General features: G+C 50.6%; 15 protein-coding genes. 5 read left to right on the forward strand and 10 right to left on the reverse strand.

What is annotated here, in order from left to right:
- Positions 1 to 106: 106 nt before the first annotated feature.
- Positions 107 to 757, forward strand: a complete 651-nt coding sequence (gene catA, locus H6B51_RS09205; RefSeq protein WP_204883400.1) for a type A chloramphenicol O-acetyltransferase — start codon at positions 107 to 109, stop codon at positions 755 to 757.
- Positions 754 to 1,782 (forward strand): virulence RhuM family protein, encoded by a 1,029-nt coding sequence (locus H6B51_RS09210; RefSeq protein ID WP_044939852.1) that lies wholly within the window; start codon positions 754 to 756, stop codon positions 1,780 to 1,782. Before catA ends, H6B51_RS09210 begins: the two co-directional genes overlap by 4 nt.
- 66 nt (positions 1,783 to 1,848) lie before the next feature.
- Here the strand turns inward: H6B51_RS09210 and H6B51_RS09215 are convergent, their stop codons facing one another.
- The 4 genes from H6B51_RS09215 to H6B51_RS09230 all read right to left on the reverse strand — a co-directional run bounded on the left by H6B51_RS09215 (position 1,849) and on the right by H6B51_RS09230 (position 6,019).
- A complete protein-coding gene (locus H6B51_RS09215; RefSeq protein WP_002596150.1) occupies positions 1,849 to 2,124 on the reverse strand; it encodes a DUF6809 family protein in 276 nt (91 codons plus the stop codon).
- A gap of 13 nt (positions 2,125 to 2,137) precedes the next feature.
- Positions 2,138 to 2,488: a TnpV protein gene (locus tag H6B51_RS09220; protein ID WP_204883401.1), complete on the reverse strand. Its 351-nt coding sequence runs from the start codon at positions 2,486 to 2,488 to the stop codon at positions 2,138 to 2,140.
- A 188-nt stretch (positions 2,489 to 2,676) separates the two neighbouring features.
- Positions 2,677 to 3,381 carry a response regulator gene (locus tag H6B51_RS09225; protein WP_204883402.1) on the reverse strand — a complete coding sequence of 235 codons (705 nt, stop codon included), beginning with the start codon at positions 3,379 to 3,381 and terminating at the stop codon, positions 2,677 to 2,679.
- The gene (locus H6B51_RS09230; RefSeq protein WP_204883403.1) at positions 3,374 to 6,019 is read right to left on the reverse strand and encodes an ATP-binding protein; all 2,646 of its coding nucleotides are present in this window, start codon (positions 6,017 to 6,019) and stop codon (positions 3,374 to 3,376) included. Before H6B51_RS09230 ends, H6B51_RS09225 begins: the two co-directional genes overlap by 8 nt.
- Before the next feature lie 287 nt (positions 6,020 to 6,306).
- On the opposite strand from H6B51_RS09230, the gene H6B51_RS09235 reads away from it, so the two are divergent.
- The gene (locus H6B51_RS09235) at positions 6,307 to 7,515 is read left to right on the forward strand and encodes an IS110 family RNA-guided transposase (RefSeq protein WP_204883404.1); all 1,209 of its coding nucleotides are present in this window, start codon (positions 6,307 to 6,309) and stop codon (positions 7,513 to 7,515) included.
- A 149-nt stretch (positions 7,516 to 7,664) separates the two neighbouring features.
- Here the strand turns inward: H6B51_RS09235 and H6B51_RS09240 are convergent, their stop codons facing one another.
- Genes H6B51_RS09240 through H6B51_RS09250 form a run of 3 tightly spaced genes read right to left on the reverse strand, consistent with a single transcriptional unit; the run spans position 7,665 to position 10,212 of the window.
- Positions 7,665 to 8,168, reverse strand: coding sequence for a type 2 periplasmic-binding domain-containing protein (locus H6B51_RS09240; RefSeq protein WP_204883405.1), 504 nt, complete (start codon positions 8,166 to 8,168; stop codon positions 7,665 to 7,667).
- Between the two features lie 37 nt (positions 8,169 to 8,205).
- Entirely contained in the window at positions 8,206 to 8,856 is a 651-nt protein-coding gene (locus H6B51_RS09245) for a potassium channel family protein (RefSeq protein WP_204883406.1), read from the reverse strand.
- Positions 8,857 to 8,877: 21 nt separating this feature from the next.
- Positions 8,878 to 10,212 (reverse strand): TrkH family potassium uptake protein, encoded by a 1,335-nt coding sequence (locus H6B51_RS09250; RefSeq protein WP_204883407.1) that lies wholly within the window; start codon positions 10,210 to 10,212, stop codon positions 8,878 to 8,880.
- Positions 10,213 to 10,292: 80 nt separating this feature from the next.
- On the opposite strand from H6B51_RS09250, the gene H6B51_RS09255 reads away from it, so the two are divergent.
- Positions 10,293 to 10,505, forward strand: coding sequence for a hypothetical protein (locus H6B51_RS09255; protein ID WP_204883408.1), 213 nt, complete (start codon positions 10,293 to 10,295; stop codon positions 10,503 to 10,505).
- 36 nt (positions 10,506 to 10,541) lie between these two features.
- Here the strand turns inward: H6B51_RS09255 and H6B51_RS09260 are convergent, their stop codons facing one another.
- From H6B51_RS09260 to H6B51_RS09270, 3 genes are all read right to left on the reverse strand, one after another.
- Positions 10,542 to 11,000 carry a metallophosphoesterase family protein gene (locus H6B51_RS09260; RefSeq protein ID WP_204883409.1) on the reverse strand — a complete coding sequence of 153 codons (459 nt, stop codon included), beginning with the start codon at positions 10,998 to 11,000 and terminating at the stop codon, positions 10,542 to 10,544.
- Between the two features lie 19 nt (positions 11,001 to 11,019).
- Positions 11,020 to 11,364, reverse strand: coding sequence for a hypothetical protein (locus tag H6B51_RS09265; RefSeq protein ID WP_204883410.1), 345 nt, complete (start codon positions 11,362 to 11,364; stop codon positions 11,020 to 11,022).
- An 87-nt stretch (positions 11,365 to 11,451) separates the two neighbouring features.
- A complete protein-coding gene (locus H6B51_RS09270) occupies positions 11,452 to 12,147 on the reverse strand; it encodes a Crp/Fnr family transcriptional regulator (RefSeq protein ID WP_204883411.1) in 696 nt (231 codons plus the stop codon).
- 236 nt (positions 12,148 to 12,383) lie between these two features.
- Here H6B51_RS09270 and H6B51_RS09275 point away from each other — a divergent pair, with 236 nt between their 5' ends.
- The gene (locus H6B51_RS09275; protein ID WP_204883412.1) at positions 12,384 to 12,950 is read left to right on the forward strand and encodes a 6-carboxytetrahydropterin synthase; all 567 of its coding nucleotides are present in this window, start codon (positions 12,384 to 12,386) and stop codon (positions 12,948 to 12,950) included.
- Positions 12,951 to 12,953 lie beyond the last annotated feature (3 nt).

A 12,953-nucleotide genomic window follows, 5' to 3' on the forward strand; every position in this document is an offset into this window, starting at 1 on the left:
CTTCCTCAAGCCTATTCTAACAAATTACGACTTGCTGCGTTAGAGACACCTGTGTTTCATTTTCCTTTGGTGCCTTGAAGCGCAGCGGAAAGGAATGGTCATAATTATGGAGTTTCGTTTGGTTGATCTGAAAACATGGAAAAGAAAAGAGTACTTTACGCATTATTTTGAATCTGTGCCTTGCACATATAGCATGACCGTAAAGCTGGATATTACTACGATTAAAACTGGTAAAGCAAAATTGTATCCCACCCTTTTGTATGCCGTTTCAACAGTAGTTAACCGGCACGAAGAATTCCGTATGACTGTGGACGATGAAGGTCAAATCGGGATATTTAGTGAAATGATGCCGTGCTATACAATTTTCCATAAGGACACGGAGATGTTTTCAAATATCTGGACTGAGTATATCGGTGATTATACGGAGTTCTGCAAGCAGTATGAAAAAGATATGCAGCAATACGGTGAAAACAAGGGCATGATGGCAAAGCCAAATCTGCCTGTGAATACTTTCCCAGTCTCCATGATTCCATGGACAACCTTTGAAGGATTTAATCTGAATTTGCAAAAGGGATATGGGTATCTGCTTCCCATTTTTACGTTTGGACGATACTATGAAGAAAACGGGAAATATTGGATTCCGTTATCTATTCAGGTACATCATGCGGTATGCGATGGATTTCATACCTGCCGTTTTATCAATGAATTACAGGAAGTAATCCAAAGTTTACCAAACCATGGAGGTGACGAAGAATGAGCGAGGAACAGGGGCTTACCCCGTATGAAACCAGAGAAATCCTCTTTTACAAGACCGAAAACGGAGAAGTGCGGGTGGAAATCCTGCTCTTTCAGGAAAACCTCTGGCTGACACAGGCAAAAATGGCAGAGCTGTTCGAGGTACAGAAAGCAGCCATTTCCAAGCATCTGAAAAACATTTTTGAATCCGGCGAACTGAACGAGGATTCAGTTGTTTCCAAAATGGAAACAACTGCGGCGGACGGGAAACGGTATCAGACCAACTATTACAATCTGGACGCCATTATCGCTGTGGGGTATCGTGTGAACTCCAAAAAGGCGACCATGTTCCGCATTTGGGCGAACCGGGTGTTGAAAGAGTTCATCATCAAAGGTTATGTGATGGATGATGCACGGCTGCGGGAGCCGGAGAACTTTTTCGGCAAGGATTATTTCGAGGAACAACTGGAGCGTATCCGGGACATCCGGGCCAGCGAGAGAAGGTTCTACCAGAAAATCACGGACATCTATTCCCAGTGCAGCGCCGACTACGATGTGGAAAGCCCCATCACAAAGGAGTTTTTCGCCACGGTGCAGAACAAGCTCCACTATGCGGTCACCCATCATACCGCCGCCGAGATCGTATATGGCCGTGCCGACAGTACCAAGCCCAACATGGGGCTGACCACATGGAAAAACGCCCCCAAAGGCCGCATCCGCAAATCGGATGTCACCGTCGCTAAAAACTATCTGAACGAAACGGAAATGCGTAACCTGAACGAGATTGTCACCATGTACCTGGACTATGCGGAACGGCAGGCCCGCCGGGGAAATGTCATGTATATGGCCGATTGGGTCAAGCGGCTTGACGCATTTTTACAGTTCAACGAGGAAGATATTCTGCATGATAAAGGCAAGGTGACCGCTGCCATTGCCAAAGCCTTTGCTGAGAAAGAGTTTGAAAAGTTCCGAGTTTTGCAGGATCGAACCTATCAGAGCGACTTTGACCGGCTGGTTGCGGAAACTTCGGATGATCTGACAGAATAACCATATACACAGAAAGCCCACGCCACCGGTTCTCTTTCCGGCTGCGTGGGCTTTTTCGGCAATCGCTTATTTCTTGTTTTGCAGCTGTTCATGGGCCTCCTGCTGGACAATCAGCCCCGCCGAAAAGCCATACTTGAAATGGCTCTCACTTTCCTCGCACTGAGCGATAGCGTTCTGCGCCCGGAGTTCCTCCACCAGAGCATAGTCCTCTTTGCTGAGCCGCTGGGATAACTGCTCCATCAACGCCGCACAGGTTTGGATCGCCTTGCGGTATTCCGGGGATGTGGGAACAACGGTTTCACAGGGATAAAACTCCCCGTTATACATGGCTTCCAAAATCATTGCGTTCCCTCCCTCAACAGTAGACCAACTCCGCCAGGACGATTTCCTCGGCCCTGTTGTGGATGGAGTTCATGGAGCGCACCCATGCCATCTGGTCGGCAGATTTCAGGGCTTCTGTGGCGCCCTCTTGCTGCATCATAGCTTTTTCGATAATTTCCAGCCGCTCCCGGCAGGCGGTGTCGATTTCCTCCAAATGGGGAAACAGCTTTTCAGTGACAATAAGATCGGTATACAGAATGGGCCGGTGTTCTTTTAAGTAGGCACGGCGCAACCGGCCATATTTCCCGATATGATACTCTTTGGTATCCGATAACACAAGGTCGGGAATGAGATAGTCGCCGCATTTGGTGTAAGTCAGTTCCATACAAGGCTCCTTTCGTGGGAATGTGGTTGACAGTTACGGTAGGTTTGAGGGCATCTCTCCTTTATCATAACTGTCTTTTCATTCGCCACAAATGAGCCGCCAGTCATGATGTAATGTTTTTTGGTGTAATCCACCCTCTATACATTACATCATGTGAGCTGCTTTTATGGAATCGCGACGGCCATTTCTTATGGCTCGACGCGCATCATGCGATACCCGACTCCAATATGGGTTTGAATATATTGTGGAGAATCCGGCTCTTTTTCCAATTTTTTGCGTAGCGTCGCCATAAATACGCGCAGGGAGGCAACATCGTTTTCCCAGCTTCTTCCCCAAATCTGCTGAGTGATGAACGTGTGGGTCAATACCTTGCCCACATTTTTACAAAGCAGGCAAAGGAGTTTGTATTCGCTGGGGGTCAAATGAAGTTCCTGGTCATCTAAAAAAGCACAGCCAGCTGCGTAATCCACTTTTAACTTGCCGTTGGTAAAAACCGAATCAGTATTCACAGAACCAATTTGCAGCGCGGCCAAACGCCGCTGGGTCACGCGCAGTCTTGCAAGCAGCTCTTCCACAGAAAAGGGTTTGGTCAGATAGTCGTCGGCGCCAGCATCCAGCGCATGGATCTTATCCATATCCTCACTCCGGGCGCTGATCACAATAATGGGCATATTGGACCAGGAACGAACTTTGTGAATGACTTCCATACCATCCACGTCAGGGAGCCCCAGATCCAATAATATTATTTCAGGATTGTGGGAGGAAGCCTCCAGAACAGCCGATTCCCCATTTGCCGCGGTCAAGAAACGGTAATCATGGGCTTTTAGCGTTGTAGTAATCAAGTTACGAACGGGTGTATCGTCCTCAACCACTAAGATCAAAGGTTTATTCATGCAGTTCAACCTCCCCGGCGGGTACAGAAAATGTGAAAATGGATCCGTGAGGCAAATGGTCGGTAACCATGATTTCGCCTCCGTGAGCATTGACGATGGATTTGCACAATGCCAAACCCAGCCCCATGCTGCGGCGACTGTCCGCGATCTGATTGGACGCGCTGTAAAACATATCGAAAATATGCGGCTTGGCTTGGTCGGAGATTCCCGGGCCGTTATCTGCAATGGAAATATAGATATAGTTGCCTTCCCGTTTCCACCCAATGCTGATTTCGGATCCTGCTGGTGTGTACTTGATGGCATTATCGACGATGTTAATAATAACTTGAACAATGAGCTTTGCGTCAATCTGCGCCAGAACATATTCCTCATTATTCTGAATCTTCAAACGGTATGCCGCACTCTTCCGATTAATATGACGCAGAGCCTCCGCGACTACTTCATCGATCAGCTCCGTAGATACATGCAGGTTCATGCGTCCTTCTTCCAGGCGACTGACAGACAACAGGTTTTCCACCAGGTTAATGAGCCACATGGCATCATCATAGATGTCGGTGTACATCTGTTTCTTGGTCTCTGCGTCAAACAAATCTCCATTGGAGAGCAGGTTGCTGGCGTTTCCTGAAATGGAAGTAAGAGGAGTACGCAGATCATGAGAAATGGAGCGCAGCAAATTGGCGCGAAGCTGTTCGTTTTTGGCCCAAACCGCAGCGGCTTCTTTTTCCTCCAAATTCTTTTGGTTTTCGAGGGCAAGTGCAGATTCACCCAAGACAGAGAGAAGAATACTGGTTTCAAAGGAATCCAGAGGCTTATCTGAAGCGGCAATGCCTACGACCCCATAGATCTGTTTTCCTGTCCGTATCGACAGATAGGTACAGCAGGAATCTGAAAGATTCTCCGTACCTGCGCCAGCCCGTTTGTTGTTTGTGATCACCCACTGCGCCACCTCGCGCTCCTTATCAGAGGTATAGCGGTCAGGAGAAGAGGCGCTGTCCGTCAGAAAGATTTCCGGCGTCACAGGCTTTTCTTCTATTATGCGGTATGCAACGATATCTCTTTGGAATATTTTTAATAATTGCTTTGCCGTTACCGAGATGATTTCTTCCTGTGTTCGAGCCTTTTGAAGATTCTGATTCGTTTCAAGAAGGAGCTTCGTGCGCCACGCCACCTGAGCGGAGCGTTTGGCGTGGGACTTCAGCTTGGAAGCCAAAGAACCGGTAAGCAGGGAGGCCAGAAACATGACAAGGAACGTAACCGGATACCCGCTGTCATAGGCGTGCAGGGAAAATCTGGGTTCCGTAAAAAAGAAATTGAATGTAAGCACACTGACAAAGGAAGCGATGAAGCTGCAGACAGAGCTCTTTGTGGATATGGAAACCAGCATGACGCCCAAAATGTATAGCGTAATAATATTGGCCTCTGTGAAGCCAAAATGATAAAACAGAAATCCGATCAGCGTTGCTAAAATAAGAAGCAGCGCACTTTTTAACAAATCAAGAATTGACAAGGTCGGCAGACGCATGATTTCTCGGTGCTTGGCGGCAAGCCGGCCGTTTGATCCATTATCTGGAATGATGTGAATGTCAAGCTCTGGAATGAGTTCGATCAGGCGTTCAGTTAACGATGGCTTCCGGATCAACATACGATGAGGGATCCCGCTGCGGCCCAGTACGATTTTCGTGACCCCCGACAGGCGCGAGAATTCCGCGATCTGATATGCAACATCATCTCCATAAACGGTTTCAATGGATGCCCCCAACTGCTGCGCCAGATGAATATTTGCCTGGAGGCGTTCTTTATCCGTGGGAGACATCCACTGAAATTCTTTTGTTTCTACAAACAGCGCGGTAAATCCGCAACGGAACGCACTTGCCATCCTTGCCGCTGTGCGTATGATTTTCTCATTAGAAGGAGCAGAAGATAGGCAAGCCAGGATGTGCTCACGAGTGCGGTACTCCATCCTGCTTTGGGGGCCTTGGGAATATGAGGCGGCTCGATCAGCACAACGGCGTAAACCAATTTCCCGAAGCGCGCTTAATTGTGACAATGTGCAGCCGGAAAGCAACTCTCCTTTTTTCTGCTGGAGCAGACGTTGCTGTAGCCTTTCCGGCTCGATATCAATATACTCCACCTGAGTCGCCTGATCAAACACGCGGTCTGGAATACGCTCTGATGCGGAAGACCCCAGAATGGAATAAATGGCGTCTTGAATACTTTCGATGTGCTGTACGTTCAGTGTCGTATATACATCCACGCCTGCTTTCAGCAATTCCTCAATATCCTGATATCGCTTCATATGGCGGGAATCATCCACATTTATGTGGGACAGATCATCAACTAAAATCAGCTCTGGAGCTCTTTTTAGACAGGCGTCCAAATCCAGTCCATAATCGGTTTGCCCGTCCCGTACTGCTGTTTTACGAGGCAACGCTTCAAACGTTTCAGCCAACAATTTGGTTTGGGGCCACTGCTCACAGGAGAGCAAGCCAATGACTACGTCCAGCCCCGCTTGTCTTGCCTGTACAGCCATCTCCAGCATAGCGTAGCTTTTGCCGGTACCTAAAAAATAACTGGCAAAAATAGTGAGTTTTCCTTGTTTTCTTCCCGTAAGATGCGCAGGCGGCGTGACTGTGGCCACTGTGATCCCTCCTATTACAATAAATTTGGACAGGAAAGCCGGGCAGCCAGTCCGGCTTTCTCTCCATCTCGTGCCTAAGCTACAATAAGAGGAGCAACTGGCTGACCAATCACTCCTTGGGCTTTTATGTCCGTCTGAAAGACTGTCAGCCATCCTCTTGTTGCAGCGTTCGATTTGAGCAGGTTGAGCCACCGGATGCCGGAGAGTTCGTGTCACCCAATAGATTGAATCGGCAGCGAGAAAAGATGGATTTCCGGTTGCAGATTCTTGGTATTGGAGGAATGTGAATGAACTGCGTTGGCATCGATGTTTCCAAGGGCAAGAGCACGATTGCAGTCATGCGGCCCTTTGGAGAGGTAGTGGTTTCACCCTTTGAAGTGTGCCACACCGCCAGTGAACTGAGCGAGTTGGCAAGGCTGCTCAAAAGCCTGGACGGTGAGACCCGTGTGGTGATGGAATCCACGGGCAATTACCATGCGCCGGTGGCCTGGCTGCTCCACGGCGCGGGGCTTTATGTTTCCGTAGTCAACGCAATGCTGGTGCACGACTACGGGAACAACAGTTTAAGACGGGGCAAGACCGACAAGAAGGATGCCGTGAAGCTGGCCAACTACGGTCTTGACCACTGGCTCACACTTCCGAGATATGTCCCGGAAGAGGATGCCCGGCTCATGCTGAAGACTTGCTACCGGCAGTACCAACAGTATTCCAAAGTACAGACCATGCTGAAAAACAACTTGATCTCCCTGCTGGACACCGCTTTCCCTGATGCAAACCGCCTGTTTACCAGTCCGCCCCGCGCCGATGGCAGCGAAAAGTGGGTGGACTTTGTAGCTGCTTTCTGGCATTGCGAATGTGTCTGTGGCCTGTCTAAGAAAGCCTTTACCACCAAGTACCAGAAGTGGTGCAGAAAGCACGGCTACAATTTCAGTGAAGATAAGGCGCTGGACATTTATGTCTCCGCCTGTGGACGCTTCGGTGTCATGCCGAAAACAAAGACGGCAAAACTTTTGGTAGAACAGGCCATTTCCCAACTCAAGGCAACTTCCGCCGCATTAGCTGCTCTCAAACAGGAGATGCAGTCTCTGGCAGCTTCTCTGCCGGAATATCCTGTAGTGATGGGGATGTTTGGTGTTGGCCCCACACTCGGCCCCCAGCTCATAGCTGAAATTGGCGATGTGCGCCGTTTTCATTCCAAGAAAGCGCTGGTGGCCTTTGCAGGTATTGACGCCCCGCCCTACCAATCCGGCCAAATAGATGTCCGCAGCCGCAGCATTTCCAAGCGGGGATCTGCCTCCCTGCGCAGGACACTTTTCCTGGTGATGGGCGTCCTCCTGCAATGCGCTCCAATGGATGAGCCGGTCTACCAGTTCATGAACAAGAAACGCTCTGAGGGCAAGCCATACCGTGTCTACATGATGGCATCCGCCAACAAGTTCCTGCGCATCTACTACGCCTCTGTGAAAACCTATTTGGATTCTCTGGAGCACAACTAATTTTCGTGTCATACCATCTGGCTGGCCGCCCTTTCGATTTTGAGATGCTCAGCGGCTTGATTTTGTGTTGTCTTTTTGCCGCTCCCAAAAATCTGAAATTTCTACTTGACTTTTGCAGGTCTTTCAGGCAAATGTATTATAGCATAATTCTACGGCCTCTGTCCGCAGAGGCGTTGAATAAAACTCCAGACCAAAGATTGGCTATCGCTGTTTTTCCAAAAGACTTTCTGATGTTGTGGATTCAATTCAACAGATATCACCTCGACAACTCCGTGATCTATGGAAAAGGACTGCGGGTTCAGAGTAATGTATTCCCACTGTGCCAGCTGCTCGCTTTCAACTTCGGAACCGGCGGATATAATTGCCACGTCGGCATCTCCGCGCTCAAAGGTCTTGATCACGTCCTGTTCATGCCCGACAGACAGATTGCAATGTACATTGGGATATAAATGATGGATGTCTTTCAGAATACTGGAAACAGCCGGTATGGCGCCGACACAGGAGGTAGCAATGTTTAAACAGGACGTCCGCTCATGTTCCTCGTTCTGCTGCCGGACCTTATCCAAGAATCGATCCAATCGTACCATAATAAAGTATCCGAATATTGCTGTTGCGGCAAAGCCAGCCAGTAAAATGAAGTCTCCCATTCCCATTTCTATCCCTCCTTCTTGCGTCGTAAGGGTACTATACTCATATATGGAAGCACTTCTGGATATCGCGCTGTGTCCCCAGGACCAGAATGGTGCTGTTTTCCGGCAGGCAAGTATCCGGCGTGATGACCGTCATGGAAAATTTTCCACTCTGTTTTATTGCCATGATGTTGACATGATAGCGTTTCCGCACATCCAGCTGTCCGATCGTCTTTCCGATCCAGCTTTTTGGAACTTCAATTTCAAAGATCGCATGGTCGTCGCCCAGAGCAATATAGTCGTAAATGTGGTCGGAACTATAGCGGATCGCAGTCCAGATTGCCATCTGTTTTTCTGGATATACAACTTCGTCGGCGCCATTGCGAAGCAAAAACTTTGCCTGTACATCCCGCGCGGCTCTCGCCACCACTTTTTTCGCCCCCAGCTCCTTTAACAGGGATGCGGTCTCCAGAGAGCTTTGAAAATTGTCTCCAATCGCAACAATACACACATCAAAATTTCGCACGCCAATGGAGGAAAGGAACTCTTCGCTGGTGCTGTCCCCGATCTGGGCATTGGTCACATAGGGAAGGATTGCGTTGACTCGCTCTTCATCCTCGTCTATCGCCATGACTTGATGATTCAGTTCGTTTAGCTTCATCGCAATGTGGCGGCCAAAACGGCCCAAGCCAATCAATAAAATGGTTTTCATAAGTCCTCCATCTTTATTTCTTTACCCTACTGTAATTCGTTCCTGAGGGAGCCGCGCATTGTTGCCCTGAATATTGGAAAGAGCTGCAAATATTAATGTAAGTCCGCCGACCCGGCCGAAAAACATGAGCATGATTAGAATGAGGTGTGATATCCAACTCAACTGCGGAGTAATTCCCAGTGAAAGACCTACGGTTCCTATGGCGGACGCCGTCTCAAAGAGGCAGGTGAGAACAGGCAGGTTTTCTATCCTGCTGATGATCAGCCCGCCGGTTAAAAACAGGATCAGGTACATCATCATGATCGTGGCCGCCTGCGCTACTGTTTCATTTGGTACGCGCCGATTGAAAAAGTGCGGATTCTCTCTGCGACGGAACACTGCGACAGCGCCCGCCAATAAGACTGCCAAAGTGGTGGTTTTCATACCGCCGGCGGTCGAGCCCGGGGAGCCGCCGATCAGCATCAGGAGCGTAATCAACGACTGCCCGGTTTCGCTCAGAGCCGTGAGATCCGCCGTGTTGAAGCCGGCGGTTCTGGGCGTGACGGCTTGAAAAACAGATAAAAGAATACGCTCTTCGATAGGGAAGTCGTGAAATTCAAAATAGAAAAAATAAATGGTGGGCAGCAGGATCAAGATACCGGTCACTGTCAGGATCACTTTGCTCTGCATCCGGTACTTATGGAAGTTCAGCCGATTTGTGCGGATATCTTCCCACGTAAGGAAACCAATCCCCCCCACCACGATCAAAAGTGCAATCACAATAGAGACAACAGGGTGACATGCGTAATCTGTTAATGACGAAAAAGGATTCTTGATCCCCATCAGATCAAAGCCAGCATTACAAAACGCTGATATGGAGTGAAACAGAGCGTACCAGGCGCCCGTGATCAGGCCAAACTCTTCGTAAAACACAGGAAAAAGAAACGCCGCCCCCAATAATTCGACGGTCAGGGCTGTCTTTAGAATAAACTGGGTCAGACGAACGATGCCTCCCACATTGGGGGCCGCGATCGCCTCCCGCATGGTACTTCGCTGCATGAGTCCGATCTTTCGCCCTGATAGGATGGCAAAGGCGCCTGCCACCGTGACGACCCCAAGTCCCCCGATTTGTATCAGCAAAATAATGACAAATTGTCCAAAATTCGACCAGTAAGCGGCTGTATCATGGATCACCAAACCTGTGACACAAACAGCAGATGTGGAAGTAAACAGGGCGTCCAAAAATGGGGTGTGGATTCCCTCGCGTGTTGATACCGGAAGCATAAGAAGGAGACTTCCCATTAAAATGACCAGAAGAAATCCCAATATGATAACCCGGAAAGGGGACTTATTGTTCTTATGCAAAAGCTGCCACATAAGCCTCCACCTCTTAATGCGCCTTTATGTTTTCTTTATACTCCTATTATCCATATCTGGTCTAAAGGAGGTGTTAATGTATGAAAGCATATATTAAGGCGGTATTAAGAAATGAATTGGTCCACTTACAGCAATACCGGGATACGGCTTTTGGCAGCGCAGTTGCGCGCCCAGAACCAGAAAAGGAAAGCAGGCACGCACATATGTGTGGGTGTCTGCTTTTGGCAATATTCAAGCATGAACCGCAAAACCGCCGGCCCGGCGAGCTGTCGCAGGTCAGCGGTTCTGTTTGAGAAGGCGGCGAAGGGGTGCTGCCAGTCCCGGCGCCATCATTTTACCTCATGGGGGATGGTGATCCTCTCTATCCGGAGCCTCCCGTCCGTTGCCTCCGCGATCATCATGGTGATCTCCTGATGGAACCGCCGGGGGCCGCAGGAGCCGGGATTGAGAAAGAGGACGCCGTTTTTCTCCTGCTGCATGTACTTGTGGGAGTGACCGAACACCACCACATCCACGCCGGAAAGGTCTGCGGGGACTTCCCTGATGTTGTGGATCAGATAAAAGGTCACACCGCCCAGAGTGACAGTCAGGTGGTGGGGAATAGATTCTGCCCACGCCTTGTCGTTGTTGCCCCGAACCACATAAAGGGGGGCGTACCGCCCAAGCTCATCTACAATGGATTGCTTGTTGATGTCGCCGCCATGGAGAATGGCATCGGCTGTATTCAGATGCTCCAGCACCTCCGGCCGCAGCAAGCCATGGGTATCAGAGAGTATGGCAAGTTTCATTGGGGGGTACCTCCTGGTATTATGGTGTGGCGCCACGGAGCCTCCGGATGGACAGGAGACCCATCACGGGCGCGGTAACGGCGGAAAGATCGAACAATAGCAACAGACCTGCCGATCCCACCATGATGGGCTTTTGAGCCCCGCAAAAGTCGGCGTGCAGAGCAAGCCATTGGCAGAGGGCAAGATCTGCGGCTGCGGCTACCGGCAGCGCAGCTGAGAGGTGGATGTAAACCCGTTGCTTCAGCGCCGCAAGAGCCATTAAAATCATGCCGGGAAAGGTGAGAAAAGACAGCTCGGCGGGGAGGAGGAGATCCATCCGCGGTTGGCCCGAGGCAACGCTGCCTGCCAGGCCGGTGACCAGCATGAGGAGTACCGGGATTGCGGAGAGAACGATCCCGAGCCACCGGAAGCACGCTCCAGATTCGTTGAGATGGCGGTGTATCAGGCTGCTTCATTCCGGATCCCCCTTTTTCCGGCGTTGGATGACTCTGCCGATGGATAGAGATTCCAGATTTTCCTGATCAAGAATGGTCACCATGCCCCGTGACAGCTTCACCATGCCCGCGTCCTGGAAGTCGCGCAGTGTGCGGGTGATCACCTCCCGGTGGGAGCCCAGATGGTTGGCTATGGCCTCGTGGGTGATCCGCAGTTCACATGTCCCCTCAATAGAGGCTTCCTGTAGCAAGAAGGCTGCCACCCGCTTATCCATGCTCCTCCACATGAACTGCTCCATCCGGCTCATGACTTCGTTAAACCGGCTGGCCATCAGCTCGTTTGTGTAATTGGCCACCACTGCGGACTGGGCCATCAGCCCCTGGTAGACCCCGGATGGAATGCGCCAGAATTCCGTGTCCTTTTCCGCCAGGATGGTCACACCAAACTGGATGGAGCGGATGACGCAGGGGGCGCAGAACAGGCACAGGTCCCCGTCAAAGAGACGGTAGATTGTGATTTCCCGTCCCTCTTCCGAGTAGAACAGGGCCCGCAGCTGCCCGGATCGGATCAGTACAAGCCCGGCGCAGTCTGAGCTCCCGCCCCGCAGCACCGTGCCTCTCTTGACGATCTGGAAGGTCAGGGAATCTAATAGCAGGCGTTGCTGATGGAGTTGCAGTTGACTCCATATGGGGAAATGGCTCTCAAAACTCATGGCGCGCCCTCCTCGTGGTGTTCCCAGTATAAGGGACGGTACGGGAGGCTGTCAACCGGGAGGGGGAGAGGATGGGAGATCCGGGCCCTTCCGGAATTTTTTGATCAAATCATCCCCATGGTGATTTTATCACAGACAAACGCCCGCCTCATCAGTATGATAAATCCATATCACGGAGTTCCCGACAACAAACGGGGTTCGACCCTGATACATCTTGACTGTAAGGAGGTTTTTCTATGAGAAGCATCACCACATTGGATCTGCAGTACGCCCATCGGTTTTATGGATTCAAGGGCGAAGCCCAGTATCTCCACGGCCACACCGGCGTGCTCACCATCGAGGTGGAGGACACCATCGAACCCGGTGTCAACATGGTATTCCCCTGCAACGAGATCCAAAAAACTGCCTGGTCTGTGCTGAAAAACTTCGACCACGCACTGATCCTGCGCCAGGACGACCCCCTGCTGCCCGCGGTTTTGCAGGTCTACGAGGAGCAGGGGATCCGCAACGGCGCCCCCCAGAACCAAATGAAGGGGCCCGCCTTCCAGACCGAGCTGGCCACCGCCTATCCCGAGTGCCGCCTGGTGGTTACAAAGGAGACCCTGACGGTGGAGGGCATGATCAAGATCGTCTACGACCTGCTGAAGGATAAGCTGAACATCGCAAAAATCACCTTCACCAGCGGCGTCAACGCGGCCTCTGCCGAGTTTGAGACCCACAATCAGATCGACCGCTGCCCCCTGTGCGGAATTGCCCTGAATGAAAAGGGCATATGCCCCAAGTGCGGCTACAGGAAGGGATAACCG

Origin of the sequence: Pseudoflavonifractor phocaeensis, from assembly GCF_016901955.1 — a bacterium.
GTDB lineage: Bacteria > Bacillota > Clostridia > Oscillospirales > Oscillospiraceae > Flavonifractor > Flavonifractor phocaeensis_A.

Bases quoted from the DNA above. Each gene is read 5' to 3' on its own strand.
- H6B51_RS09225 (WP_204883402.1), bottom strand. From the start codon at position 3,381: ATGAATAAACCTTTGATCTTAGTGGTTGAGGACGATACACCCGTTCGT.
- H6B51_RS09220 (WP_204883401.1), bottom strand. From the start codon at position 2,488: ATGGAACTGACTTACACCAAATGCGGCGACTATCTCATTCCCGACCTT.
- H6B51_RS09215 (WP_002596150.1), bottom strand. From the start codon at position 2,124: ATGATTTTGGAAGCCATGTATAACGGGGAGTTTTATCCCTGTGAAACC.
- H6B51_RS09250 (WP_204883407.1), bottom strand. From the start codon at position 10,212: ATGTGGCAGCTTTTGCATAAGAACAATAAGTCCCCTTTCCGGGTTATC.
- H6B51_RS09210 (WP_044939852.1), top strand. From the start codon at position 754: ATGAGCGAGGAACAGGGGCTTACCCCGTATGAAACCAGAGAAATCCTC.
- H6B51_RS09265 (WP_204883410.1), bottom strand. From the start codon at position 11,364: ATGCTGGTCACCGGCCTGGCAGGCAGCGTTGCCTCGGGCCAACCGCGG.
- H6B51_RS09275 (WP_204883412.1), top strand. From the start codon at position 12,384: ATGAGAAGCATCACCACATTGGATCTGCAGTACGCCCATCGGTTTTAT.
- H6B51_RS09255 (WP_204883408.1), top strand. From the start codon at position 10,293: ATGAAAGCATATATTAAGGCGGTATTAAGAAATGAATTGGTCCACTTA.
- H6B51_RS09240 (WP_204883405.1), bottom strand. From the start codon at position 8,168: ATGGGAATGGGAGACTTCATTTTACTGGCTGGCTTTGCCGCAACAGCA.
- catA (WP_204883400.1), top strand. From the start codon at position 107: ATGGAGTTTCGTTTGGTTGATCTGAAAACATGGAAAAGAAAAGAGTAC.
- H6B51_RS09260 (WP_204883409.1), bottom strand. From the start codon at position 11,000: ATGAAACTTGCCATACTCTCTGATACCCATGGCTTGCTGCGGCCGGAG.
- H6B51_RS09245 (WP_204883406.1), bottom strand. From the start codon at position 8,856: ATGAAAACCATTTTATTGATTGGCTTGGGCCGTTTTGGCCGCCACATT.
- H6B51_RS09235 (WP_204883404.1), top strand. From the start codon at position 6,307: ATGAACTGCGTTGGCATCGATGTTTCCAAGGGCAAGAGCACGATTGCA.
- H6B51_RS09270 (WP_204883411.1), bottom strand. From the start codon at position 12,147: ATGAGTTTTGAGAGCCATTTCCCCATATGGAGTCAACTGCAACTCCAT.